The 18,296-nt window shown below is 68.7% G+C and carries 16 protein-coding genes; 11 read left to right on the plus strand and 5 right to left on the minus strand.

Annotated elements, in window-relative coordinates:
• Nucleotides 1-66 precede the first annotated feature (66 nt).
• Nucleotides 67-816, plus strand: a complete 750-nt coding sequence (locus B0293_RS16030; RefSeq protein WP_005159457.1) for a GntR family transcriptional regulator — start codon at nucleotides 67-69, stop codon at nucleotides 814-816.
• Here the strand turns inward: B0293_RS16030 and B0293_RS16035 are convergent.
• The 5 genes from B0293_RS16035 to B0293_RS16050 form a co-directional block, all read right to left on the minus strand.
• Nucleotides 796-2,247 (minus strand): APC family permease, encoded by a 1,452-nt coding sequence (locus B0293_RS16035; protein ID WP_005159456.1) that lies wholly within the window; start codon nucleotides 2,245-2,247, stop codon nucleotides 796-798. The two genes, B0293_RS16030 and B0293_RS16035, sit on opposite strands and share 21 nt — an antisense overlap.
• 292 nt (nucleotides 2,248-2,539) lie before the next feature.
• Entirely contained in the window at nucleotides 2,540-2,779 is a 240-nt protein-coding gene (locus B0293_RS43535) for a hypothetical protein (RefSeq protein ID WP_039918611.1), read from the minus strand.
• A 121-nt stretch (nucleotides 2,780-2,900) separates the two neighbouring features.
• The gene (locus B0293_RS16040; protein ID WP_005159450.1) at nucleotides 2,901-3,350 is read right to left on the minus strand and encodes a MoaF C-terminal domain-containing protein; all 450 of its coding nucleotides are present in this window, start codon (nucleotides 3,348-3,350) and stop codon (nucleotides 2,901-2,903) included.
• A 102-nt stretch (nucleotides 3,351-3,452) separates the two neighbouring features.
• Nucleotides 3,453-3,926, minus strand: coding sequence for a carboxymuconolactone decarboxylase family protein (locus tag B0293_RS16045; RefSeq protein WP_005159447.1), 474 nt, complete (start codon nucleotides 3,924-3,926; stop codon nucleotides 3,453-3,455).
• A 78-nt stretch (nucleotides 3,927-4,004) separates the two neighbouring features.
• Nucleotides 4,005-4,853 carry a cobalamin-binding protein gene (locus B0293_RS16050; RefSeq protein WP_005159442.1) on the minus strand — a complete coding sequence of 283 codons (849 nt, stop codon included), beginning with the start codon at nucleotides 4,851-4,853 and terminating at the stop codon, nucleotides 4,005-4,007.
• 142 nt (nucleotides 4,854-4,995) lie between these two features.
• Here B0293_RS16050 and B0293_RS16055 point away from each other — a divergent pair, with 142 nt between their 5' ends.
• The 10 genes from B0293_RS16055 to B0293_RS16100 all read left to right on the plus strand — a co-directional run bounded on the left by B0293_RS16055 (nucleotide 4,996) and on the right by B0293_RS16100 (nucleotide 18,217).
• Entirely contained in the window at nucleotides 4,996-5,877 is an 882-nt protein-coding gene (locus tag B0293_RS16055; RefSeq protein ID WP_005159439.1) for an SIS domain-containing protein, read from the plus strand.
• A gap of 7 nt (nucleotides 5,878-5,884) precedes the next feature.
• Nucleotides 5,885-6,787, plus strand: a complete 903-nt coding sequence (locus B0293_RS16060) for a 1-phosphofructokinase family hexose kinase (protein ID WP_005159437.1) — start codon at nucleotides 5,885-5,887, stop codon at nucleotides 6,785-6,787.
• Nucleotides 6,788-6,797: 10 nt separating this feature from the next.
• Complete coding sequence (locus B0293_RS16065; protein ID WP_005159435.1) at nucleotides 6,798-7,679, plus strand: class II fructose-bisphosphate aldolase; 882 nt, start codon at nucleotides 6,798-6,800, stop codon at nucleotides 7,677-7,679.
• A gap of 81 nt (nucleotides 7,680-7,760) precedes the next feature.
• Nucleotides 7,761-9,152 carry an ABC transporter substrate-binding protein gene (locus tag B0293_RS16070; protein ID WP_005159432.1) on the plus strand — a complete coding sequence of 464 codons (1,392 nt, stop codon included), beginning with the start codon at nucleotides 7,761-7,763 and terminating at the stop codon, nucleotides 9,150-9,152.
• The gene (locus B0293_RS16075; RefSeq protein ID WP_005159430.1) at nucleotides 9,152-10,099 is read left to right on the plus strand and encodes a carbohydrate ABC transporter permease; all 948 of its coding nucleotides are present in this window, start codon (nucleotides 9,152-9,154) and stop codon (nucleotides 10,097-10,099) included. Before B0293_RS16070 ends, B0293_RS16075 begins: the two co-directional genes overlap by 1 nt.
• A 19-nt stretch (nucleotides 10,100-10,118) precedes the next feature.
• Entirely contained in the window at nucleotides 10,119-11,048 is a 930-nt protein-coding gene (locus B0293_RS16080) for a carbohydrate ABC transporter permease (RefSeq protein ID WP_039918609.1), read from the plus strand.
• A gap of 6 nt (nucleotides 11,049-11,054) precedes the next feature.
• Complete coding sequence (locus tag B0293_RS16085) at nucleotides 11,055-12,122, plus strand: ABC transporter ATP-binding protein (protein WP_005159424.1); 1,068 nt, start codon at nucleotides 11,055-11,057, stop codon at nucleotides 12,120-12,122.
• Nucleotides 12,119-13,975, plus strand: coding sequence for a DUF5107 domain-containing protein (locus B0293_RS16090; RefSeq protein ID WP_005159422.1), 1,857 nt, complete (start codon nucleotides 12,119-12,121; stop codon nucleotides 13,973-13,975). The genes B0293_RS16085 and B0293_RS16090 overlap by 4 nt, the downstream gene beginning before the upstream one ends.
• Nucleotides 13,976-14,101: 126 nt before the next feature.
• Complete coding sequence (locus tag B0293_RS16095) at nucleotides 14,102-14,887, plus strand: DeoR/GlpR family DNA-binding transcription regulator (RefSeq protein ID WP_005159412.1); 786 nt, start codon at nucleotides 14,102-14,104, stop codon at nucleotides 14,885-14,887.
• A 198-nt stretch (nucleotides 14,888-15,085) separates the two neighbouring features.
• Nucleotides 15,086-18,217: a TIM-barrel domain-containing protein gene (locus tag B0293_RS16100; RefSeq protein ID WP_245191979.1), complete on the plus strand. Its 3,132-nt coding sequence runs from the start codon at nucleotides 15,086-15,088 to the stop codon at nucleotides 18,215-18,217.
• The last annotated feature ends 79 nt before the right edge of the window (nucleotides 18,218-18,296 follow it).

The raw sequence follows: 18,296 nt of genomic DNA on the forward strand, positions 1-18,296 counted from the left end.
GCCCGAAGACTTTGTCAAGACATATGGACATAAGGTCATAGTCGCCGGTCGCGGTAGGCTCCGCGCATGAAACCGTGGGCGCCCGGCGAGATCGTGGTGGATCCGAACGGCCCGGAGCCGCTGTATTCCCAGGTCGCCCGGCAGATCGGCGCCGCGATCGAAGACGGCAGGCTGCCGAACGGCGCCAGGCTGGACAACGAGCTGGACCTGGCCGCGCGGCTGCATCTGTCCCGCCCGACGATCCGCCAGGCGATCCAGTCGCTGGTCAATCAGGGGCTGCTCGTGCGCAAACGCGGCGTCGGGACGCAGGTCGTCCGCACCAAGGTCGCCCGCCCGTTGCGGTTGAGCAGCCTCTTCGACGACCTCAGCGAACTCGGGGACAGACCGGAGTCCGTCGTCCTGATCAACCGGGTCGAACCCGCGGACGACGAGGCGATCGACCACCTCGAGACGCCGGGCCTGACCCGCGTCCGCCGGCTGAAGCGGGTGCGGTCGACCGGCGGCGAACCGCTGGCGATCATGAACAACTACCTGCCCGACGGTCTCATCGACCCGGGCGACGACGAACTGCGCGACAAGGGGCTCTACCAGCTACTGCGCTCGGCGGGTGTCCGGTTGCACGCCGCGCAGCAGAACGTCGGCGCCCGGCAGGCGACCGAGGAAGACGCCGAGCTGCTCGACGAGAAGCCCGGCGCGGCGCTGCTCACCATGCGGCGCACCACCTACGACGACTCCGGCCGGGTCGTGGAGCACGGCTGGCACGTCTACCGGGCTTCGCGCTACTCCTTCAACCTTTCACTGACCAACAACGTCTGACGACGCCGGATCGCGTTCCAGGTCGTCCTCCAGCGCCGCGTACACCGCGGGACGGAACCGGCGCAGCCAGCCGGCGAGCGCGAGCCCGGCCAGCGCGACGATCAGGAGCAGCCACGGCAGGAGCGGGACGACGCCGTTGCTCGACCCGGCGAGCGTCGGGAAGTTGAGGATGGCCAGCGTCACGATGAGCCCGAGCCCCACGGCGCCGAGACCGGGTGCGATCAGCGTCTTCACGACCCGGCGGTCCCGTGTCCGGCGGAAGTACACCAGGATCGCCACCGCCGCGAACAGTTGCAGGGTGAGGATGCCGAGTGTGCCGAAGCCGGTCATGCTCGCGGTGAGGTCGGCGACCGGGTCGAGCCCGGCGAGCCGGAACGCCAGTGCCACCAGCGAACCGAAGACCAGCTGGACGATCGAGGCGTAGCGCGGCGCGCCGTTGCGCGGGTTGGTCTTGCCCAGCAGCCGCGGCAGCACGCCGACCCGGCCCAGCGCGTACAGATAGCGGGTGGCCGAATTGTGCAGTGCCAGCAGTGCCGCGAACAGGCTGACCACCAGGAGCAGCAACATCACCTTGGTCAGCGGACCGCCGAGGTACTCCTGGGCGACCGAAAGCACGAGATCCCCGCTCGACAGGTGCGCGGCGGCCACGTCCTGCGCCTGCTCCGCGCCGATCGCGCTGACCACGGCCCACGTCGTGAACGCGGCGAACACCCCGATGAACCCGATGGCGATGTAGGTCGCCCGCGGGATCGTCCGCTTGGGGTCCTTCGCCTCCTCGCCGAACAACGCCGTCGCCTCGAACCCGATGAAAGCGTTGGCGGCGAACAACAACGCCAGACCGCCGGCCCCCTGGAACATGACGGACGGGCTGAACGCGGCGAACGAGAAACCGTGCCGGAACAGCACGCTGAAGTCCATGATCAGCAGAATCGACACTTCGAGGATCAACGAGACGCCCAGCACCTTCGCACTGACCGCGATGCCCCGGCGGCTGAGCAGGAGGACCAGCACGACCGAAAGCGCGCTCCAGAACAGCCAATCGAGCTTCAGGCCGAAGACGTCGTCGATCGCGGTGGAAGTGAAGAACCCGCTCGTGCCGATCGCGCCCGCCACGAAACAGTTGTAGCCGAGCATCGCGACGAAACCGGCGACGAGCCCCGGGGTCCGGCCCAGCCCCTTGACCACGAACGCGTAGAACCCGCCCGCGCTCGTGAGCACCCGCGACATCTGCGCGTAGCCGACCGCGAACAACAGCAGCACGACCGTGGCCAGCAGGAAGGCCGCGACCATGCCGCCGCCGTTGCCCACCGCGATGCCGATGGCCGCGATCACGATCATCCCGGTCAGGGGCGCGACAGCGGCGAGCACGAGGAACACGATGCCTGGCACGCCCAGGACGTTCTTGGCGAGCGACGTGTCGTCTCGGCTCATGCGGTGCTCCTCTTCTCGGCTGGACGGCCAGTATGGGAGCGGCCGGGGAGGTGGGCTTTGGCTCTGCGCGCTCGGTGCTTGTTCGCCCGCGCCGGGCTTCGGGGCAGAGCCTTAGTAGCGCGGCCTGAACCGGTCCGCTGAAGCCGATCGCGACCCCTGACTATCCACAAAGGACCTAATTCCCGGTGGGGTGCCCGTTTTGGGCGCTTTGTGTGGCTTCATGAAGGGGTCGTGAGTGATAAAGAGGGTTCTATTGAGAGGTAAGGCAAAGGTGGCGTGTTCATTCGCCTGCTCACACGCCGACCTCGGGTGTTGCGAAAGCCACTTCCGCAACGTTGAAGGTTGTGAAAGTGGCTTTCGCAACGCTCGGGGACTCCGCCGCCCACGAGGACGCAAGCCTCGTGGTGAAGGGGACTTTCCGCTCGTGCGGTGAGGGGAAAGTCCCCTTCATCACGCTGATCGCCACCGAACACTGGTCCGTGAAGGCCTCCTTGAGGGACTCTGGGTCCCTCAAGGAGGCCTTCACGGGCATGGCGCCTGACGGGACACCTTTGCCTTTCTGGTCAATATGTGTCCTTTGTGGACAGTCGATCTCGCCGCAGTCGTCGATGTGGGCGCGGGGTGCAACGCGCGGTCCAGTCGTAAGGGAAGTCTCAACCACGGACAGCGGGAAAGGAGGGCCACCCGTGCGGCTTCTCCAGGATCTCGATGGTCGCCTGGTCGACAAGGAAGTACTGCCCACCGTCCTCGCGAGGGTTCGTGTAAGCCGCCGTCGCGACCAGGCGCTCGAAGTCCGCCATCACCGCGATGGGGTAGCCGCCGTCGAAGACCTCGCCGTGCGCGGCGGTCGCGACGGTCCCGGTCTCGTACCAGGTCACGAAGTACTGAGCGGGGCCGACCGCGAACACGCGCAGCGTCTTCTCCTTCTGCCGGACACCGGTGAAATCGCCGGACACGCCGGTCCAGATCATCGTCGTCCGGTCCGCGTAGTGCTGCTCCAGCACGTTCCCCGAGCCGTAGTGGAAGTTCGCGCGCAGCCCGACCAGATCGGAGGTGAGCTGATGGGTGCCGGTCACGGGGAAGAAGCGGACATCGAGTTCCACGGGCTGAACCTCCGGAAGGATCGCTGTTTCCGAAGGTTTAGCACCGGGAACTCCCGGAATCGTTGTCCGGCGAGGCAACCCTGTTGTCCGTGAACGCGGGGCTCAGCCGAACATGCCGGGCTGGTAGTCGCCGGCCGGGGTTCCCGCGATGACGTTGAGCCGGTTGTACGCGTTGATCGTGGCCACCAGCGAGATCAGCGCGCCGATCTCCTCGTCGTTGTAGTTCTTGCGCACCTGGGCCCAGGTCTCCTCGCTGACACCGGCGTGCGCGTCGGCGATGCGGGTGCCCTCCTCGGTGAGCGCCAGTGCCGCGCGCTCCGCCTCGGTGAACACGTTCGCTTCCCGCCAGGCGGCGACGAGGTTGAGCCGCACCGAGGTCTCGCCGGCGTGCGCGGCGTCCTTGCTGTGCATGTCGGTGCAGAAGCCGCAGCCGTTGATCTGGCTGGCGCGCAGCTTCACCAGTTCCTGGGTCGCGTGCGGCAGCGAGGACTCCTCGATCGGGCGGCTCGCGGCGCCGAGGCGCTTGACGAACTTGAGGGCGACCTCGTTCTCGAACAGGTTGAATCGCGCTTCCATGATCTTTCCTCTCCGTAAGTTTCTGCACACATGACGACTGGGACGGAGAGGTTGTGACAGCTTTCGGAGTGACGCCGGTCACTGGTGAAGAACGTCCGCGAGGATCTCGGCGCCGTCGACGACGCGGGGTCCCGGCCGGTTGAAGTGGGCCGGGCCGTCCAGGATGTGCACGGCCGGGATGTCGCCCCAGCCGGGCAGGCCGGTCAGCAGCGGCAACTCCGCTTCGGTCCGTTCGGGCGGGAAGCCGCAGGGGATGAGCAGCAGCACGTCGGGTCGCGCCTCGACGACAGTCTCCCAAGTGATCGGGCGGGTGTGCTCACCCGCGGCGGCCAGCAACGGGATGCCACCGGCGGCTTCGATCTGCTCCGGGACCCAATGTCCGGCGGGCCAGAGCGGGTCGAGCCATTCGATGGCCGCCACGCGCGGCCGAGGCCGCCCCTCGACCCGGGCGCGGACCGCCTCCAGTCGCTCCTGAAGGCGTCGAGTCTCAACAGCCGCCCGATCGCGGACGCCCAGTACCTCGCCGAGCGTGGTCAAGCAGGTGAAGACGCCGTCGAGTGTTCGCGGTTCGAGGCTGACGACCTGGATGTCGCCGTCCATGGCGCGCACGGTGTCCGACACCTGCCGATAGGACACCGCGCAGACGTCGCAGAGGTCCTGGGTGAGGACGACGTCGGGCCTGGCGGTGGCGAGCAGGCCGGTGTCGAGGGCGTACAGGCTCGAGCCGCGGTGCTCGCCGCCGACGGCCGCCGAGATCTCCCGGCTCGACAGCACGTCGTGGTCGATCGCGCTGCTCGTGACCACCGGGACGTCGTCGAGGGCGCCGGGTGGCCAGTCGCATTCGTGGGTCCGGCCGGTCAGCGACCCGAGGAGCCCGAGGGTCGCGACGAAGTCTGTCGCGGCCGGGAGCAGCGAGACGATGCGCATCCCTCCACGGTAGGCGACCTGCACTTCCTTGCACATCTGAGCGAGTCGATTGCGTGAAAGTGCGCTAACAGAGCATTGACGTTGCAGAAAACTGCACCTAACGTGACAGCTATTGCGCACAACTGGCACGGATGGGGAGTTCATGAGCGGGACCTTCATGGCGGCGGAGATCGCGAGCCAGCCCGGCTGCTGGCGGGACGCGGCGGCCCTGGCCTCGGCGAACGGTGATCTGCTGCCGCCGCCGGGCGCGCGGGTCGCGATCGTCGGCTGCGGCACGTCGTGGTTCATCGGCCAGGCGTACGCCGTCCTTCGCGAGTCCGCGGGGCTCGGCGAGACCGACGCCTTCGCGGCGTCGGAGTTTCCGGAGGGCCGTGGCTACGACCACGTCGTGGCGCTGACCCGGTCGGGTACGACGACCGAGGTCCACGCCCTGCTGGCGAAGTTGCGGGGCAAGACGCCGACCATCGCGATCACCGGCGTGCCGGGCGAGATCGAGAACGCCGCGGACACGATCGTCGACCTGTCCGTCGTGGACGAGCGCTCGGTCGTGCAGACCCGGTTCGCGACGACGGCGCTCGCGATGCTGCGGGCCCACCTCGGTGAGGACCTGAGCGCGGTCGCCGACCAGGCCGAACGCGTGCTCGCCGAACCGCTGCCCGGCGAACTGGTGAACGCGGAGCAGTTCAGCTTCCTCGGCACCGGCTGGTCCGTGGGCATCGCGAACGAAGCGGCGCTCAAGTTCCGCGAGGCCTGTCTACTGTGGACGGAGTCGTACCCGGCGTGGGACTACCGGCACGGCCCGATCAGCATCAGCGAACCCGGCCGCGTGACCTGGATGTTCGGGCAGGCCCCCGAAGGCCTGTCCGACGACGTCGCCCGCGCGGGCGGCCTGTTCGTCGAGAGCGGCCTGGACCCGCTCGCCGACCTGGTCCGCGCGCAGCGCGTCGCCGGGGCGATCGCCGCCCGCAAGGGCCTCGACCCGGACAACCCGCGCAGCCTCACCCGTTCCGTCGTCCTGACCTGAGGCCGTCGTGATCGTCACCGTCACGCCGAACACCGCGCTGGACGTCACGTACACAGTGGACGGCCTCCGGCCCGGCGGGGTGCACCGGGCGAGGGAAGTACGGCACCGGGCGGGCGGCAAAGGCGTCAACGTCGCTCGTGTACTGCGCACGCTCGGTGCCGACGTCCACGCGATCCTCACGGCGGGCGGCGCGACGGGAGCCCTCGTCGAGAGCGATCTCGTGGCGGCCGGTATCCCGGCCGACGTCGTCCCGATCGGCGGGGAAACCCGGCGCACCACCACGGTCCTGGCGGACGACGGCTCGGTCACGCTGCTGAACGAGCCAGGGCCACGGCTCACCGGAAACGAATGGCAAACGCTTGCGGCGGCCGTCCGGTCCCGGAAACCAGACGTACTCGTCTGTTCGGGCAGCCTCCCGCCGGGGGCCGGGGGATACGCCGGTCTGCTCGGTGACGCACCGTCCATCTTGGACACATCCGGCGAAGCGCTGATCGCCGGACTCGCCGGGAAGCCGTCGGTGGTCAAGCCGAACGCCGACGAACTGCGCGAGGTCACCGGCCTGCGGGACCCGGTGGCCGCCGCGAACGAACTCCGCAAGGCCGGGGCGGCCGCGGTCGTCGTCTCGCTGGGCCCCGAGGGGCTGCTGGCGGTGACCGGATCCGGTACCTGGCACGCGGCACCGTCCACTGTGCTCACCGGCAACACCACCGGCGCGGGCGACGCCGTCGTCGCGGCGCTCGCGCTGGGACTGAGCCGCGCCGAATCCTGGCCGGACATCCTGCGCCGGGCCGTCGCGCTGTCCGGGGCGGCCGTGCTCGGCCCGCTCGCCGGCGACGTCGACCTCGCGCACTACCAAGTGGAACAGGGGTTGGTCGCCGTGCGCGCCCGGCCGGACCAGGACACGACCTAGGAGAAAAGTCATGCCTCTGGTGGGAACCGGGGAGATCGTCGGAGCCGCCGCGGCGGCCCGGCACGGCTGTGGCGCGTTCAACGCGATCCAGCTCGAACACATCACCGCGATCATCGACGGCGCCGCGGCGGCGGAAGCGCCGGTGATCGTGCAGCTGAGCCAGAACGCCGTGAAGTACCACGGCTCGCTGGCACCGGTCGGCACGGCGGCGCTGGCCGCGGCCAGGGAGGCCGCCATACCGGTCGCGGTGCATCTCGACCACGCCGAATCGGCCGACCTCGTCCGCGAGGCCGTCGCGCTCGGCTTCGGATCGGTCATGTTCGACGCGTCCAAACTGGACTACACCGACAACGTGCGCGCGACGCGTGAAGTCGCCGCGTACTGCCATGATCACGGAGTGTGGGTCGAGGCGGAACTCGGCGAGGTCGGGGGCAAGGACGGCGTCCACGCGCCCGGTGCGCGCACCGATCCGGACGAGGCGGCGGAGTTCGTCGCGTCCACCGGTGTCGACGCGCTGGCGGTGGCGGTGGGCAGCTCGCACGCCATGCTCACCCGTGACGCCGCGCTGGACTTCGACCTGATCGCGCGGCTTCGGGAGCGGGTGCCGGTGCCGTTGGTGCTGCACGGCTCGTCCGGCGTGCCCGACGAGGGGCTGGCCGAAGCGGTGCGAGCGGGGATGACGAAGATCAATATCGCCACCCAGCTCAACAAGGTGTTCACGGCGGCCGTCGCGGACGATTGGCGTGCGCATCCGGACCGCGTGGACCCGCGGAAGTACCTCGGCGCCGGGCGCGCCGCGGTCGCCGTCGAGGTGCGGCGGCTCTTGGGAGTGCTCAAGCTTGATCATGTTGAACCGGTCAAGGTGACGATTGAGCAGACTTTGCGCGATTGAGTGTTGACATGTGCGTGAAACCTCACAAAACTGCGCAAGAACAAGCAGAACTTGTGTGATCTTCGATCCAGGTGGTGGCGGATGCGGGTAGGCAGGCTCACGGCATTGACGGCAGGGGCGGCGCTCCTGCTCGCGGGATGCGGCGGCGGGGACGCGGCAGGCGGAACCGGCGAGAACGCCCTCCCGGGCGTCGACCAGTTCCTCAACGCTCCCTGTCCGGAGGCGGGGGTCAAACCCGCCACGGACAAGGAATTCACGTACTGGTCCATGTGGACGGCCGACGAACCGCAGGGCAAGGTCCTGCAGAAGGCCTTCAAGTGCTTCCAGGAGAAGACCGGCGTCAAGGTCGACGTGCAGTGGCTGGGCCGCAAGGCCTACACCCAGAACCTGGTGCCCGCGCTGAACACCGACGCCGTGCCGGACCTGTTCGACCAGGACGTCAGCAAGGTCGGGGCCGCGATCATGACGCCCGGCGGCACGCAGAGCGTCGACGACGTGTTCGCGATGAAGGTCGGCGAGGGCGACAAGACCGTCAAGGACGTGCTTTCGCCCAGCTCGTACGACTTCCCGCAGAACAAGGACCGCGAGGGCCACAACTTCATGGTCCCGTACACGATCCAGTCGAGCGCCTGGTGGTTCAACAAGGACGCCGCCGGTGACGTCCAGCAGCCGAAGACGATGGACGAGCTGATCGGCCTGTTCGACAAGGCCAAGTCCGACGGCAAGGCCGCGATCAGCCTCGACGGCGACATCCCGTTCTACAACATGTACTTCTACACCCAGCTCGCCGAGCGTTACGTCGGCGCGGGCGGGATCTACAAGGCGGCGACCGACAAGACCGGCCAGGCGTGGAAGACCGAGCCCGGTTTCCTCAAGGCCGCCACCGAGACCGCGAAGCTGCCCAAGTACTTCATCGACGGCTGGGACGCGGCGAAGTTCCCGCAGGTGCAGCAGCGCTGGGCCGACGGCGACTCCCGTTTCCTCTACGTCGGCAGCTGGGCGCCGAGCGAGACCCGCGAGTACCTGGACAAGCAGGGCGCCGGCACGAAGATCAACTACGGCTCCTTCCAGTTCCCGATGCCCGAGGGCGCCACGCACGACACCGTCGAGCAGATGTCGATCGGGTTCTCGGTGACCAAGAAGGCCAAGCACGCCGAGGCGGCGAAGGCGTTCATCGCCTACTTCCTCAACAAGGACCTGCTTTCCGGGATCCCCGCGGTGGCCGACAACCTCGTCCCGCGCGCCGACCTCGCCGTGCCGGACGACCTCAAGCAGGTCAAGGCCGCGCTGGACGACCCGAAGAAGGAGCACGTCCTGCAGTACGACGGGATCGACGGCATCGCCGGCGGCAAGTGGCAGACCGACGTCTTCGACCCCGCCGACATCGCGCTGCTGAAGGGCCAGATCACCCCGCAGCAGTTCGTGGAGCAGCTCGCCACCAAGGGCGCCGAGTTCTGGAAGAACCAGGGCTGATGGCCACGGTCACGACGCCGACACCGTCGGCGAGGGCGGTGAAAGCCGGGGCTCACCTGAGCCGCAAGAAACGGCTGTTCTGGCCGTTCGCCGCGCCGGCGCTGGTGCTGTACCTGGCCTTCCTGGTGCTGCCGACGATCGCGACCGTGGTGCTGAGCTTCACCAGCTGGGCCGGGGCCGGGGACACGCCGAAACCCAACGGCGTCACCAACTACACGCAGATGATCTCGAGCGACTCGTTCCAGTACGCCTTCCGCAACACGCTGATCTACGTGTTCCTCGGCGGGATCGGCACGTTCGCGCTCGCGTTCCTGTTCACCATGGTGCTGCGGGACATGAAGGGCGGCAAGATCGTCCGCGCCATCCTGTTCTTCCCGAACATCGTGGCGCCGGTGGCGCTCGGCATGTTCCTCGGCTTCGTCTTCAAGTATCAGCCGGGGAAACAGGGCCTGGCGAACTACGTGCTGGAAAGCCTCGGCGCGGACGCGGCGAAGTTCCTCGCACCGTCCAATGTGACCGGTGTGGTGACGGCTTCGCTGATCTGGGCCAGTTCGGGCTTCTACATCACCATCCTGATGGCCGCGGTCGACCGCATCCCGCCGTACCTCTACGAGGACGCGGAACTGGGCGGCGCGTCGCCGTGGCAGAAGTTCAAGAACATCACGCTGCCGATGACCTGGGACGTCGTCGGTGTCGCGGGGGTGCTGTGGACGATCAACGCGCTCAAGATCTTCGAGCTGGTGTTCGTGCTGGCCGGTCCGGGCACCTACGCCCCGCCCAACGAGGCGTGGACGCTGGGGATCTACGTGTTCGACCGGACCTTCGGCTCGAACGGCACCCCGGACTTCGGTGCCGCCTGCGCCTGCGCGGTGGCGATGATCGCGCTGGTGTCCGTGCTCGTGGTCCTGCTCCGTCGTTTGATGCGCCGTGACGCGATCCAGTTCTGAGTTGTCCATGGGAGACGAAATGTCCGTCACCGAAGTCGAGGCGCCCGCGCGGCGACCGGCGAAACCGGTGCGCAAGCCGCCGCGCAAACCGCGGCCGGCGCCCGGCTCGAAACGGTTCAGTCCGTTGCGCGTCGTGGGTTCCACGATCGTGTGGCTGTTCACCGCCGGGAACATCCTGGTGCTGTACTGGCTGCTCACGGCGTCGTTCAAGACACCGGTGGAGATCTTCACCAAGCCGTTCGACCTGCCGTACCAGTGGTTCAAGGTCGGCAAGCCGTTCCGGAACTTCATCTACGCCTGGAACAACGCCGGTTTCGGCGACGCCGTGCTCACCACGGTGGTCCTGGTCGGGCTGGCGACGGTCGTGACGGTCGTCGTCTCGGCACCGTGCGCCTACGCCCTGACCAGGCTGGGTGTCCGCGGCGCCGGGCCGATGACGAACGTCGTCGCGATCGGGATGGGCGTGCCCTTCCAGACCGTGATCATCCCGCTGTTCGTGGTGCTCAGCAAAGTCCACCTGGACAACGAGTACGGCCTGTTCCTGCTGTACGTGGCGCTGTCCATCCCGTTCACGGTGTTCCTGATGACCGGCTTCTTCCGGTCACTGCCGGACGAACTGGAGGAGGCGGCCGCGCTCGACGGCGCGTCGCCGATGCGCACGTTCTTCTCGGTCATGCTGCCGCTGACCCGCGGCGGCATGATCACCGCGCTGACGCTGAACGCCATCGGCCTGTGGAACGAGACGCTGCTGGCGATCGTGTTCCTCAAGGACCAGGCGCATTTCACGCTCTCCCGTGCGCTCTTCACCTTCTACGGGGCCGCGAGCTACCAGTCGGAGTACGGCGGCCTGATCGCCGGGGTGGCGATCGTCGTGCTCCCGATGCTCGTGCTCTACCTCGTGCTAGCCCGCCGGATCATCACCGGCCTGACCCTCGGCGCCGGAAAGTAGGACCTGATGGCCACCGTGACCTTCTCCGACACCACCCGGTTCTACGCCGGGGTGGAACGCCCGGCCGTGGACGGCCTCGACCTCGAAGTCGCCGACGGCGAATTCCTGGTGCTGGTCGGCCCGTCCGGCTGCGGGAAGTCGACCACGCTGCGGATGCTGGCCGGACTGGAAGGCGTCGACGACGGCTCCATCCACATCGGCGACCGCGACGTCACCGAGCTGCCGCCGAAGGACCGGGACATCGCGATGGTGTTCCAGAACTACGCGCTCTACCCGCATATGACGGTGGGGGAGAACATCGGCTTCCACCTGAAGCTGGCGAAGATGCCCAAGGCCGAACGCGAACGCAAGGTGGCCGAGGCCGCCGCCGTGCTCGACCTGACCGAGTACCTGGACCGCAAGCCCGCGAAGCTGTCCGGCGGTCAGCGGCAGCGGGTCGCGATGGGGCGGGCGATCGTGCGTGAGCCCAGCGTGTTCCTGATGGACGAACCACTGTCCAATCTGGACGCGAAGCTCCGGGTCCAGACGCGGACCCAGATCGCCTCCCTGCAACGACGGCTGGGCATCACCACGCTCTACGTCACGCACGACCAGGTCGAGGCGATGACCATGGGAGACCGGGTCGCCGTGCTGAAGGACGGGATCCTGCAGCAGTGCGACACCCCCGTCGGCCTGTTCGCCAAGCCGGTCAACGTGTTCGTCGCCGGATTCATCGGCTCGCCCGCGATGAACCTGCTGGAGACCACAGTGGACGCCGGTGGTGCCGTCGCCGGTGGCACGCGGCTGCCGCTGACCCCGGCGCAGCGTTCGGCGCTGACCGGTCCCGGCATCGTCGTCGGCGTCCGGCCCGAGGGCTGGACGATCGGGGACGGCGGATTCGAAGCGGTCGTCGAGGTCGTCGAAGAACTCGGCAGCGACCAGTACCTCTACTGCCGGGACGGCGACCGCGTGCTGACCGTCCGCACCCCGGGGATGGCCCCGTGGCAACGCGGCGAGCCGATCTCGCTGACCCCGCAACCGGGTGCGGTGCACCTGTTCGACGCCGCGACCGGCGATCGGCTCCCGGACGCATGACCCGCCTGTACCGCACCGGGCTGGTGCTTCCGGCCGCCGAGCTGGGGCCGGAGAACCCGTTGCCACCGCTCCGGAAACCCGAAGCGGTGGCGAAGGTGTCCAATGTGGACGAGCTGCCGCCGGAGCTGGCGGAGAACATCGGGTACGGCCGCCTGGACACCACGCTGCCGTGCCTGCTGCAGGACGGCTACACCCGGGAGCGCGCCGAACGTGAGCTCCCGGCGATGGTGCTGGAGAACGACAACATCCGCGCCACCGTGCTGCCGTCGTTGGGCGGGCGCCTGTATTCGCTGATCCACAAGCCGACCGGCCGCGAGCTGCTCTATCGAAACCCGGTGTTCCAGCCCGCGAACCTCGCCCTGCGCGACGCCTGGTTCGCGGGCGGTGTCGAGTGGAACCTCGGGAGCACCGGGCACACGACGCTGACCTGCGAACCGATGTTCGCCGCGGAGATCGAAGGCCCGGACGGCACGCCGGTGCTGCGCCTGTGGGAATGGGAACGCACCCGCGACGTGCCGTATCAGGTCGATTTCTGGCTGCCCGACGACTCGGAACAGCTGCTGGTGGCGGTGCGGGTGCGGAACCCGCATCCCTACGACGTCCCGGTGTACTGGTGGTCGAACATCGCGGTGCCGCAGAACGAGGGCACCCGGGTGCTGGCTCCCGCCACCCAGGCGTGGCATTACGGCTATTCGGGACGGCTCGACCTCGTCGACGTCCCCGGCGAGCTGACCTACCCGGCCCGCGCCGAAGCCGCGGCGGACTACTTCTTCGAGGTGACGGGGAGACCGTGGGTCGCCGCCGTCGAGAGCGACGGGACGGGACTCGCCCAGCTGTCCACCGCCCGGTTGCGCGGGCGGAAGCTTTTCCTGTGGGGCGAGTCCGCGGGCGGGCGTCGCTGGCAGGAGTGGCTGGCCCCCGGTGCCGGCGGCTACCTGGAGATCCAAGCCGGTCTGGCGCGAACCCAGCTGGAACACCTGCGGTTACCGCCGGGGGAGAGCTGGGACTGGCTGGAGGCCTACGGTCCGGTCACCGCGGATCCCGTGGCGGTGCACGGGGACGACTGGACGGCGGCGCGCGAAGCCGTCGCCGCCGGTCTGCCGTCGGCCGAGACCCTGGACGAGTACCACGACGCCTGGCGGAAGATCGCCGACGTCACCCCGGAATCCCTGCTGGCCACCGGTTCCGGCTGGGGAGCGCTGGAGAACCGGCGGGCGCCGATGTGCTTGCCCGGTACGCCGTTCCCGGACGATTCGCTCGGGCCGGACCAGGAACCGTGGCTCGCGTTGCTCGACGGGACGCCACCGGACGGCGATCCGCTCGCCGTGCCGCCGCCGACGCTGGTGAACCGGTACTGGGCGGATCTCATGGAGTACGCCCCGAAGAACTGGCTGACCTGGTATCACCGCGGCGTCGCGCACTGGGCCGCCGGACGGCAGTCGGACGCGGTCCGCGCCTGGCGCGAGTCCGTCTCGGCGGACGAGAACCCTTGGGCACTGAGGAATCTCGCGGTCGCCACGTCCGGGCACGAAGCGGCCTGGCTGTACCGGCGTGCGGTCGCGCTCGCGCCGTCGCTGCGGCCGTTGGTGGTCGAGGCGATCGCGGCACAACTCGCCGCCGGGCTTCCGGACGAGGCGAGCGAGTTGCTGGACGGGCTCCCCGTGGAGGGGCGGATCGCCTTGCTGACCGCCCGCACCCGGCTCGCCCATGGCGACCTCGCCGGGGCCAAAGCCGTCTACGACACCGGTTTCGAGGTCGCGAACATCAGGGAAGGGGAAACGTCTCTTTCGGACACCTGGGCGGCGGTTTCGGAAGAACCGCTGCCGGAACAGCACGACTTCCGGATGAAGTGACCGGCCGGGCCACTCGTGCGGCGTGCCGCTCGCGGCGGACAACCGCGATGCAGCATACTGCTCGAAACAGTGGCCAACAGCGCAACGCCATGCGCGATAGGCCGCAGCGAGCTAGGAGTGGCGCGGATGGCCCGGCACGAACGGCTGAGCACCCTGCTGGACCTGCTGGGGCAGCGGGAGAAAATCGACGTCGAGGACGTGGCCGAGGAGTTGAACGTCTCCGCGGCCACGATCCGGCGCGACCTCGATCACCTGGCGGAGCAGCAGTTGCTCACCCGCACCCGGGGTGGTGCGGTGGCGAACGACCTCGCCTACGACCTGCCGTTGCGGTACAAGACCGCGCGGCACGTGCCCGAGAAACAGCGGATCAGCGTCGCCGCGGCGTCGCTCGTGGCGCAGGGCATGGTGGTCGGCCTCAACGGCGGGACGACGACCGCCGGGGTCGCGCGGTCACTGGCCACCCGGTCGGATCTGGCCGGCCGGGGTGATTCGCCGGGGCTGACGGTGGTCACCAACGCGCTGAACATCGCGCACGAACTCGCGGTGCGGCCGCATGTGAAGATCGTGGTCACCGGCGGCGTCGCGCGCCCGCAGTCGTTCGAGCTCAGTGGTCCGCTGGCCACCCGCGTGCTCAGCGAACTGACGATCGACCTGCTGTTCCTCGGGGTCGACGCGTTCGACGCCGAGGCCGGCGCGTTCGCCCATCACGAGGGCGAGGCGAGTATCAACCGGCTGATGGTCGAGCGCGCGGAACGCGTCGTCGCCGTCGCCGACGGTTCGAAGCTGGGCCGCCGCGCGTTCGCGCGGATCTGTGCGACGCCGCAGGTGCACGCCCTGGTCACTGATTCCAACGCCGATCCGAAGGCGCTGCGTGCCTTCGAGGCCGCCGGGGTCGAGGTCCAAGCCGTCTAGTCCCAAGTACGTGAAGGCCCCCTTCCTTGCGCCTAGGTACAGGAAGGGGGCCTTCACGTCTTTCGCGCACCCGTTGTGACATAAGGATCTTCGTCCGACCCGACGAAAGTCGGCAGCACCGCTTCGGCGGATGACTTTGCGCGAACCGTGCGCTATACAGAGATCCTATTGCGTATTCATGCGCGAAAGGTGTCTCGAATGAGCAGAGTTGCGCAATCCCTGAGTGGTTTGGCCGCAGTGGCCTTGCTCGGGCTTTCCCCGGTCGCCGCCCACGCCGATCCGGCCGCGGCCGCGGCGGGCAAGCTGGGCGATCTGACCGGGATCTCCGCCGACGGCCCCACGGTCACCCTGAATTCGGGGAGCGACGCGGTCCGCGTCAGCTTCCCGGCCGAAGGCGCCGTCCGGGTCTGGCTCGGGCCGGACGGCAAGTTCACCGATCCGGCCGGGAGCAAGATCGTGCTGCCGCGCACCGGTGAGGTCACGCCGAAGAAGACCGACAAGGGGGACTACTGGGCGGTTTCCACGGGCAAGGCGACGCTGCGGGCGTACAAGCACCCGATGCGGCTCGCGCTGTACGACGGCGCGGACCGCAAGCGGCTCTGGGAGGAGTCCGCGCCGCTTTCCTGGACCGACAAAGCGACCACGCAGACCCTGGCGCGGACGGCGACCGAGCAGTTCGTCGGCGGCGGTGAGCAGAACGGCCGATTCAGCCACCGCGACCAGACCATCCGGATCTTCGCCGACTACAACTGGAATGACGGCGGGGCTCCGAATTCGCAGCCGTTCTACGCCTCCACGGCGGGATACGGCGTGCTGCGCAACACTTTCGCGCAGGGCACCTACGCCTTCACCGAGCCGGTGCGCACCACCCACGACGAGCGCCGCTTCGACGCGACCTACGTCGTCGGCGACGGGCTCAAGGACGTCATCGCCGGCTACACCGACCTGGTCGGGAAGCCTTTCCTGCCACCGCTCTACGGCCTGGAGCACGGTGACGCCGACTGCTACCTGCACAACGCCAACCGGGGCGAACGGCACACGCTGGACGCGGTGAAGGTCGCGGAGGGGTACACCGAACACGGGATGCCCAACGGCTGGATGCTCGTCAACGACGGCTACGGCTGCGGGTACGAAAACCTCCAGCAGACCGGCGAAGGCCTTCGCAAGAACAACATGCAGCTCGGGCTGTGGACCGAGAACGGCGTGCCGAACCAGGTCGAGGAGGTCAAAGCCGGGGTCCGGGTCCGCAAACTCGACGTCGCGTGGGTCGGCCCGGGATACCAGTTCGCGCTGGACGCCTGCGACACCGCGCACAAGGGCATCGAGGACAACAGCGACGCGCGCGGGTTCGTCTGGACGCCGGTCAGCTGGGCGGGCGCGCAGCGCTGCGGCGTGCTGTGGAGCGGCGACCAGGCCGGGTCCTACGACTACATCAAGTGGCAGATCCCGACCTACGCCGGCGCGACGAACTCGGGTATCGCGTACAACACCGGCGACATCGACGGCATCTTCGGCGGCAGCCCGCAGACCTACGTCCGCGACCTGCAGTGGAAGGCGTTCCTGCCGGTTTCGATGACGATGGACGGCTGGGCCGCCTCGGACAAGCAGCCGTGGAAGTACGGCGAGCCGTACACCTCGATCAACCGCAAGTACCTGCTGCTCAAGGAACGGCTGCTGCCCTACACCTACAGCCATTCGGTGGAGGCGCACGCCACCGGCGTCGGCCAGGTCCGCCCGCTGGCGCTCGAATACCCCGACGACCCGAACGTCTGGGGCGAGAAGGCGAAGTACGAGTTCCTGTCCGGCAAGGACTTCCTGGTCGCGCCGGTGTACGAGAACTCCACCGTCCGCAACGGCATCTACCTGCCGAAGGGCACCTGGGTCGACTACTGGAGCGGCAAGACCTACACCGGACCGACCACTGTGGACGGTTACGACGCGCCGCTCGACACGCTGCCGCTGTTCGTCCGCGCCGGTGCCGTGGTGCCGATGTGGGCCGAGGGCACGAAGTCGTGGCAGACCCGGGACAAGGGCGTGCTCGACCTCGACGTCTACCCGCAGGGCAAGGGTTCGTTCACGCTCACTGAAGACGACGGCGTGACCAGGGCGTACAAGAACGGTGACCAGGCGAAGCAGACCTTCACCGTCGACGCGCCGACGTCCGGGCTGGGCACGGTGACGGTCGGGATCGGCGCGAGTTCCGGTTCCTACGCCGGAAAACCGGCCTCGCGCAACTATCAGCTGTCCGTCCACTCGGGAAGCAAGCCCGCGATGGTCCTGGCCGGGACCTCGATCCTGCGGCAGTACGGCAGCAAGGCCGAACTGGACGCGGCGCCGTCGGGCTGGTGGTTCGATCCGGCCACCGGCGGGGTCGCGCGGGTCAAGACCGGCAAGATCGGCGCCGGTGACCGCCAGGACGTCCGGCTGTTCGGCACGAGCGCGGTCGGCGGGATCTTCCCCGAGGACCGCAACGGGTCGGTCACCCTGTCCGTGCCGGCGGTCGCCGGTCCCGGGCAGACCGCGACGGGCACGCTGAGCTTCACCAACGGCACGCCGCTGCCGGTCCGGGACGTCGCGTTCTCCCTGCCCGCCAACGGTTTCCGGGTCGAGGTGCCGGCAGGCCCACGACTGGTGATGCCCGGCAAGACCGTCCAGGTCCCGGTCAAGGTGACGCCGGACGCGGGGATCGAACCGGACGACTACCAGCTCACCGCGTCGGCGTCGTACAAGGCGCGGCTCGGGGAGAACCGGGTCACCGATTCGGTGACGGTCACCGTCCCGCACGGTTCGCTGGCCGCGGCGTACGGCAACGTCGGCGTCACCGACGCGGCGCACGTCGCGGTGGGGGACATCGACGGTGGCGGCAGCAGCTTCCGGGCCGAAGGCCTCGCCGAGGCCGGTCTCAAACCCGGTGCCGGCTTCACCGCCCTCGGCGCCCGGCTGACCTGGCCGGAGACCGGCACCGGGCAGAAGGACAACGTCCTCGCGTCCGGTCAGACCATCGCCGTGCGGGGGACGGGCGCCAAACTGGTGCTGACGGGAACCGGCACGGGCACGGCGAAGGGCACGGTCGTCGTCCGCTACGCCGACGGCACCACGAGCCAGGCCGAACTCGGCTTCCCGAACTGGTGCTGCGCCGATCCCGCCCAGTACGGCGCGACGACGGTGGCGACCGTGATGGGCAAGAACACCCGGGCCGGGGCGGCCTATCCGACCACGCCGTACCGGGTGTTCGCGAACTCCGTCCCGCTGACCGCGGGGAAGGAGGTCGTCGCGGTGACCTTGCCGTCGAACTCCGCTATGCACGTGTTCGCCGCGGGCATCGGCTGACCGGCCGGTCCAGCTGGTCGTGAGTGGTAAGTAGCGTTCTAACGCGACTTACCACTCACGACCCACGCGACCGGGCCGG

The organism is Amycolatopsis azurea DSM 43854, from assembly GCF_001995215.1.
GTDB classification, from domain to species: domain Bacteria; phylum Actinomycetota; class Actinomycetes; order Mycobacteriales; family Pseudonocardiaceae; genus Amycolatopsis; species Amycolatopsis azurea.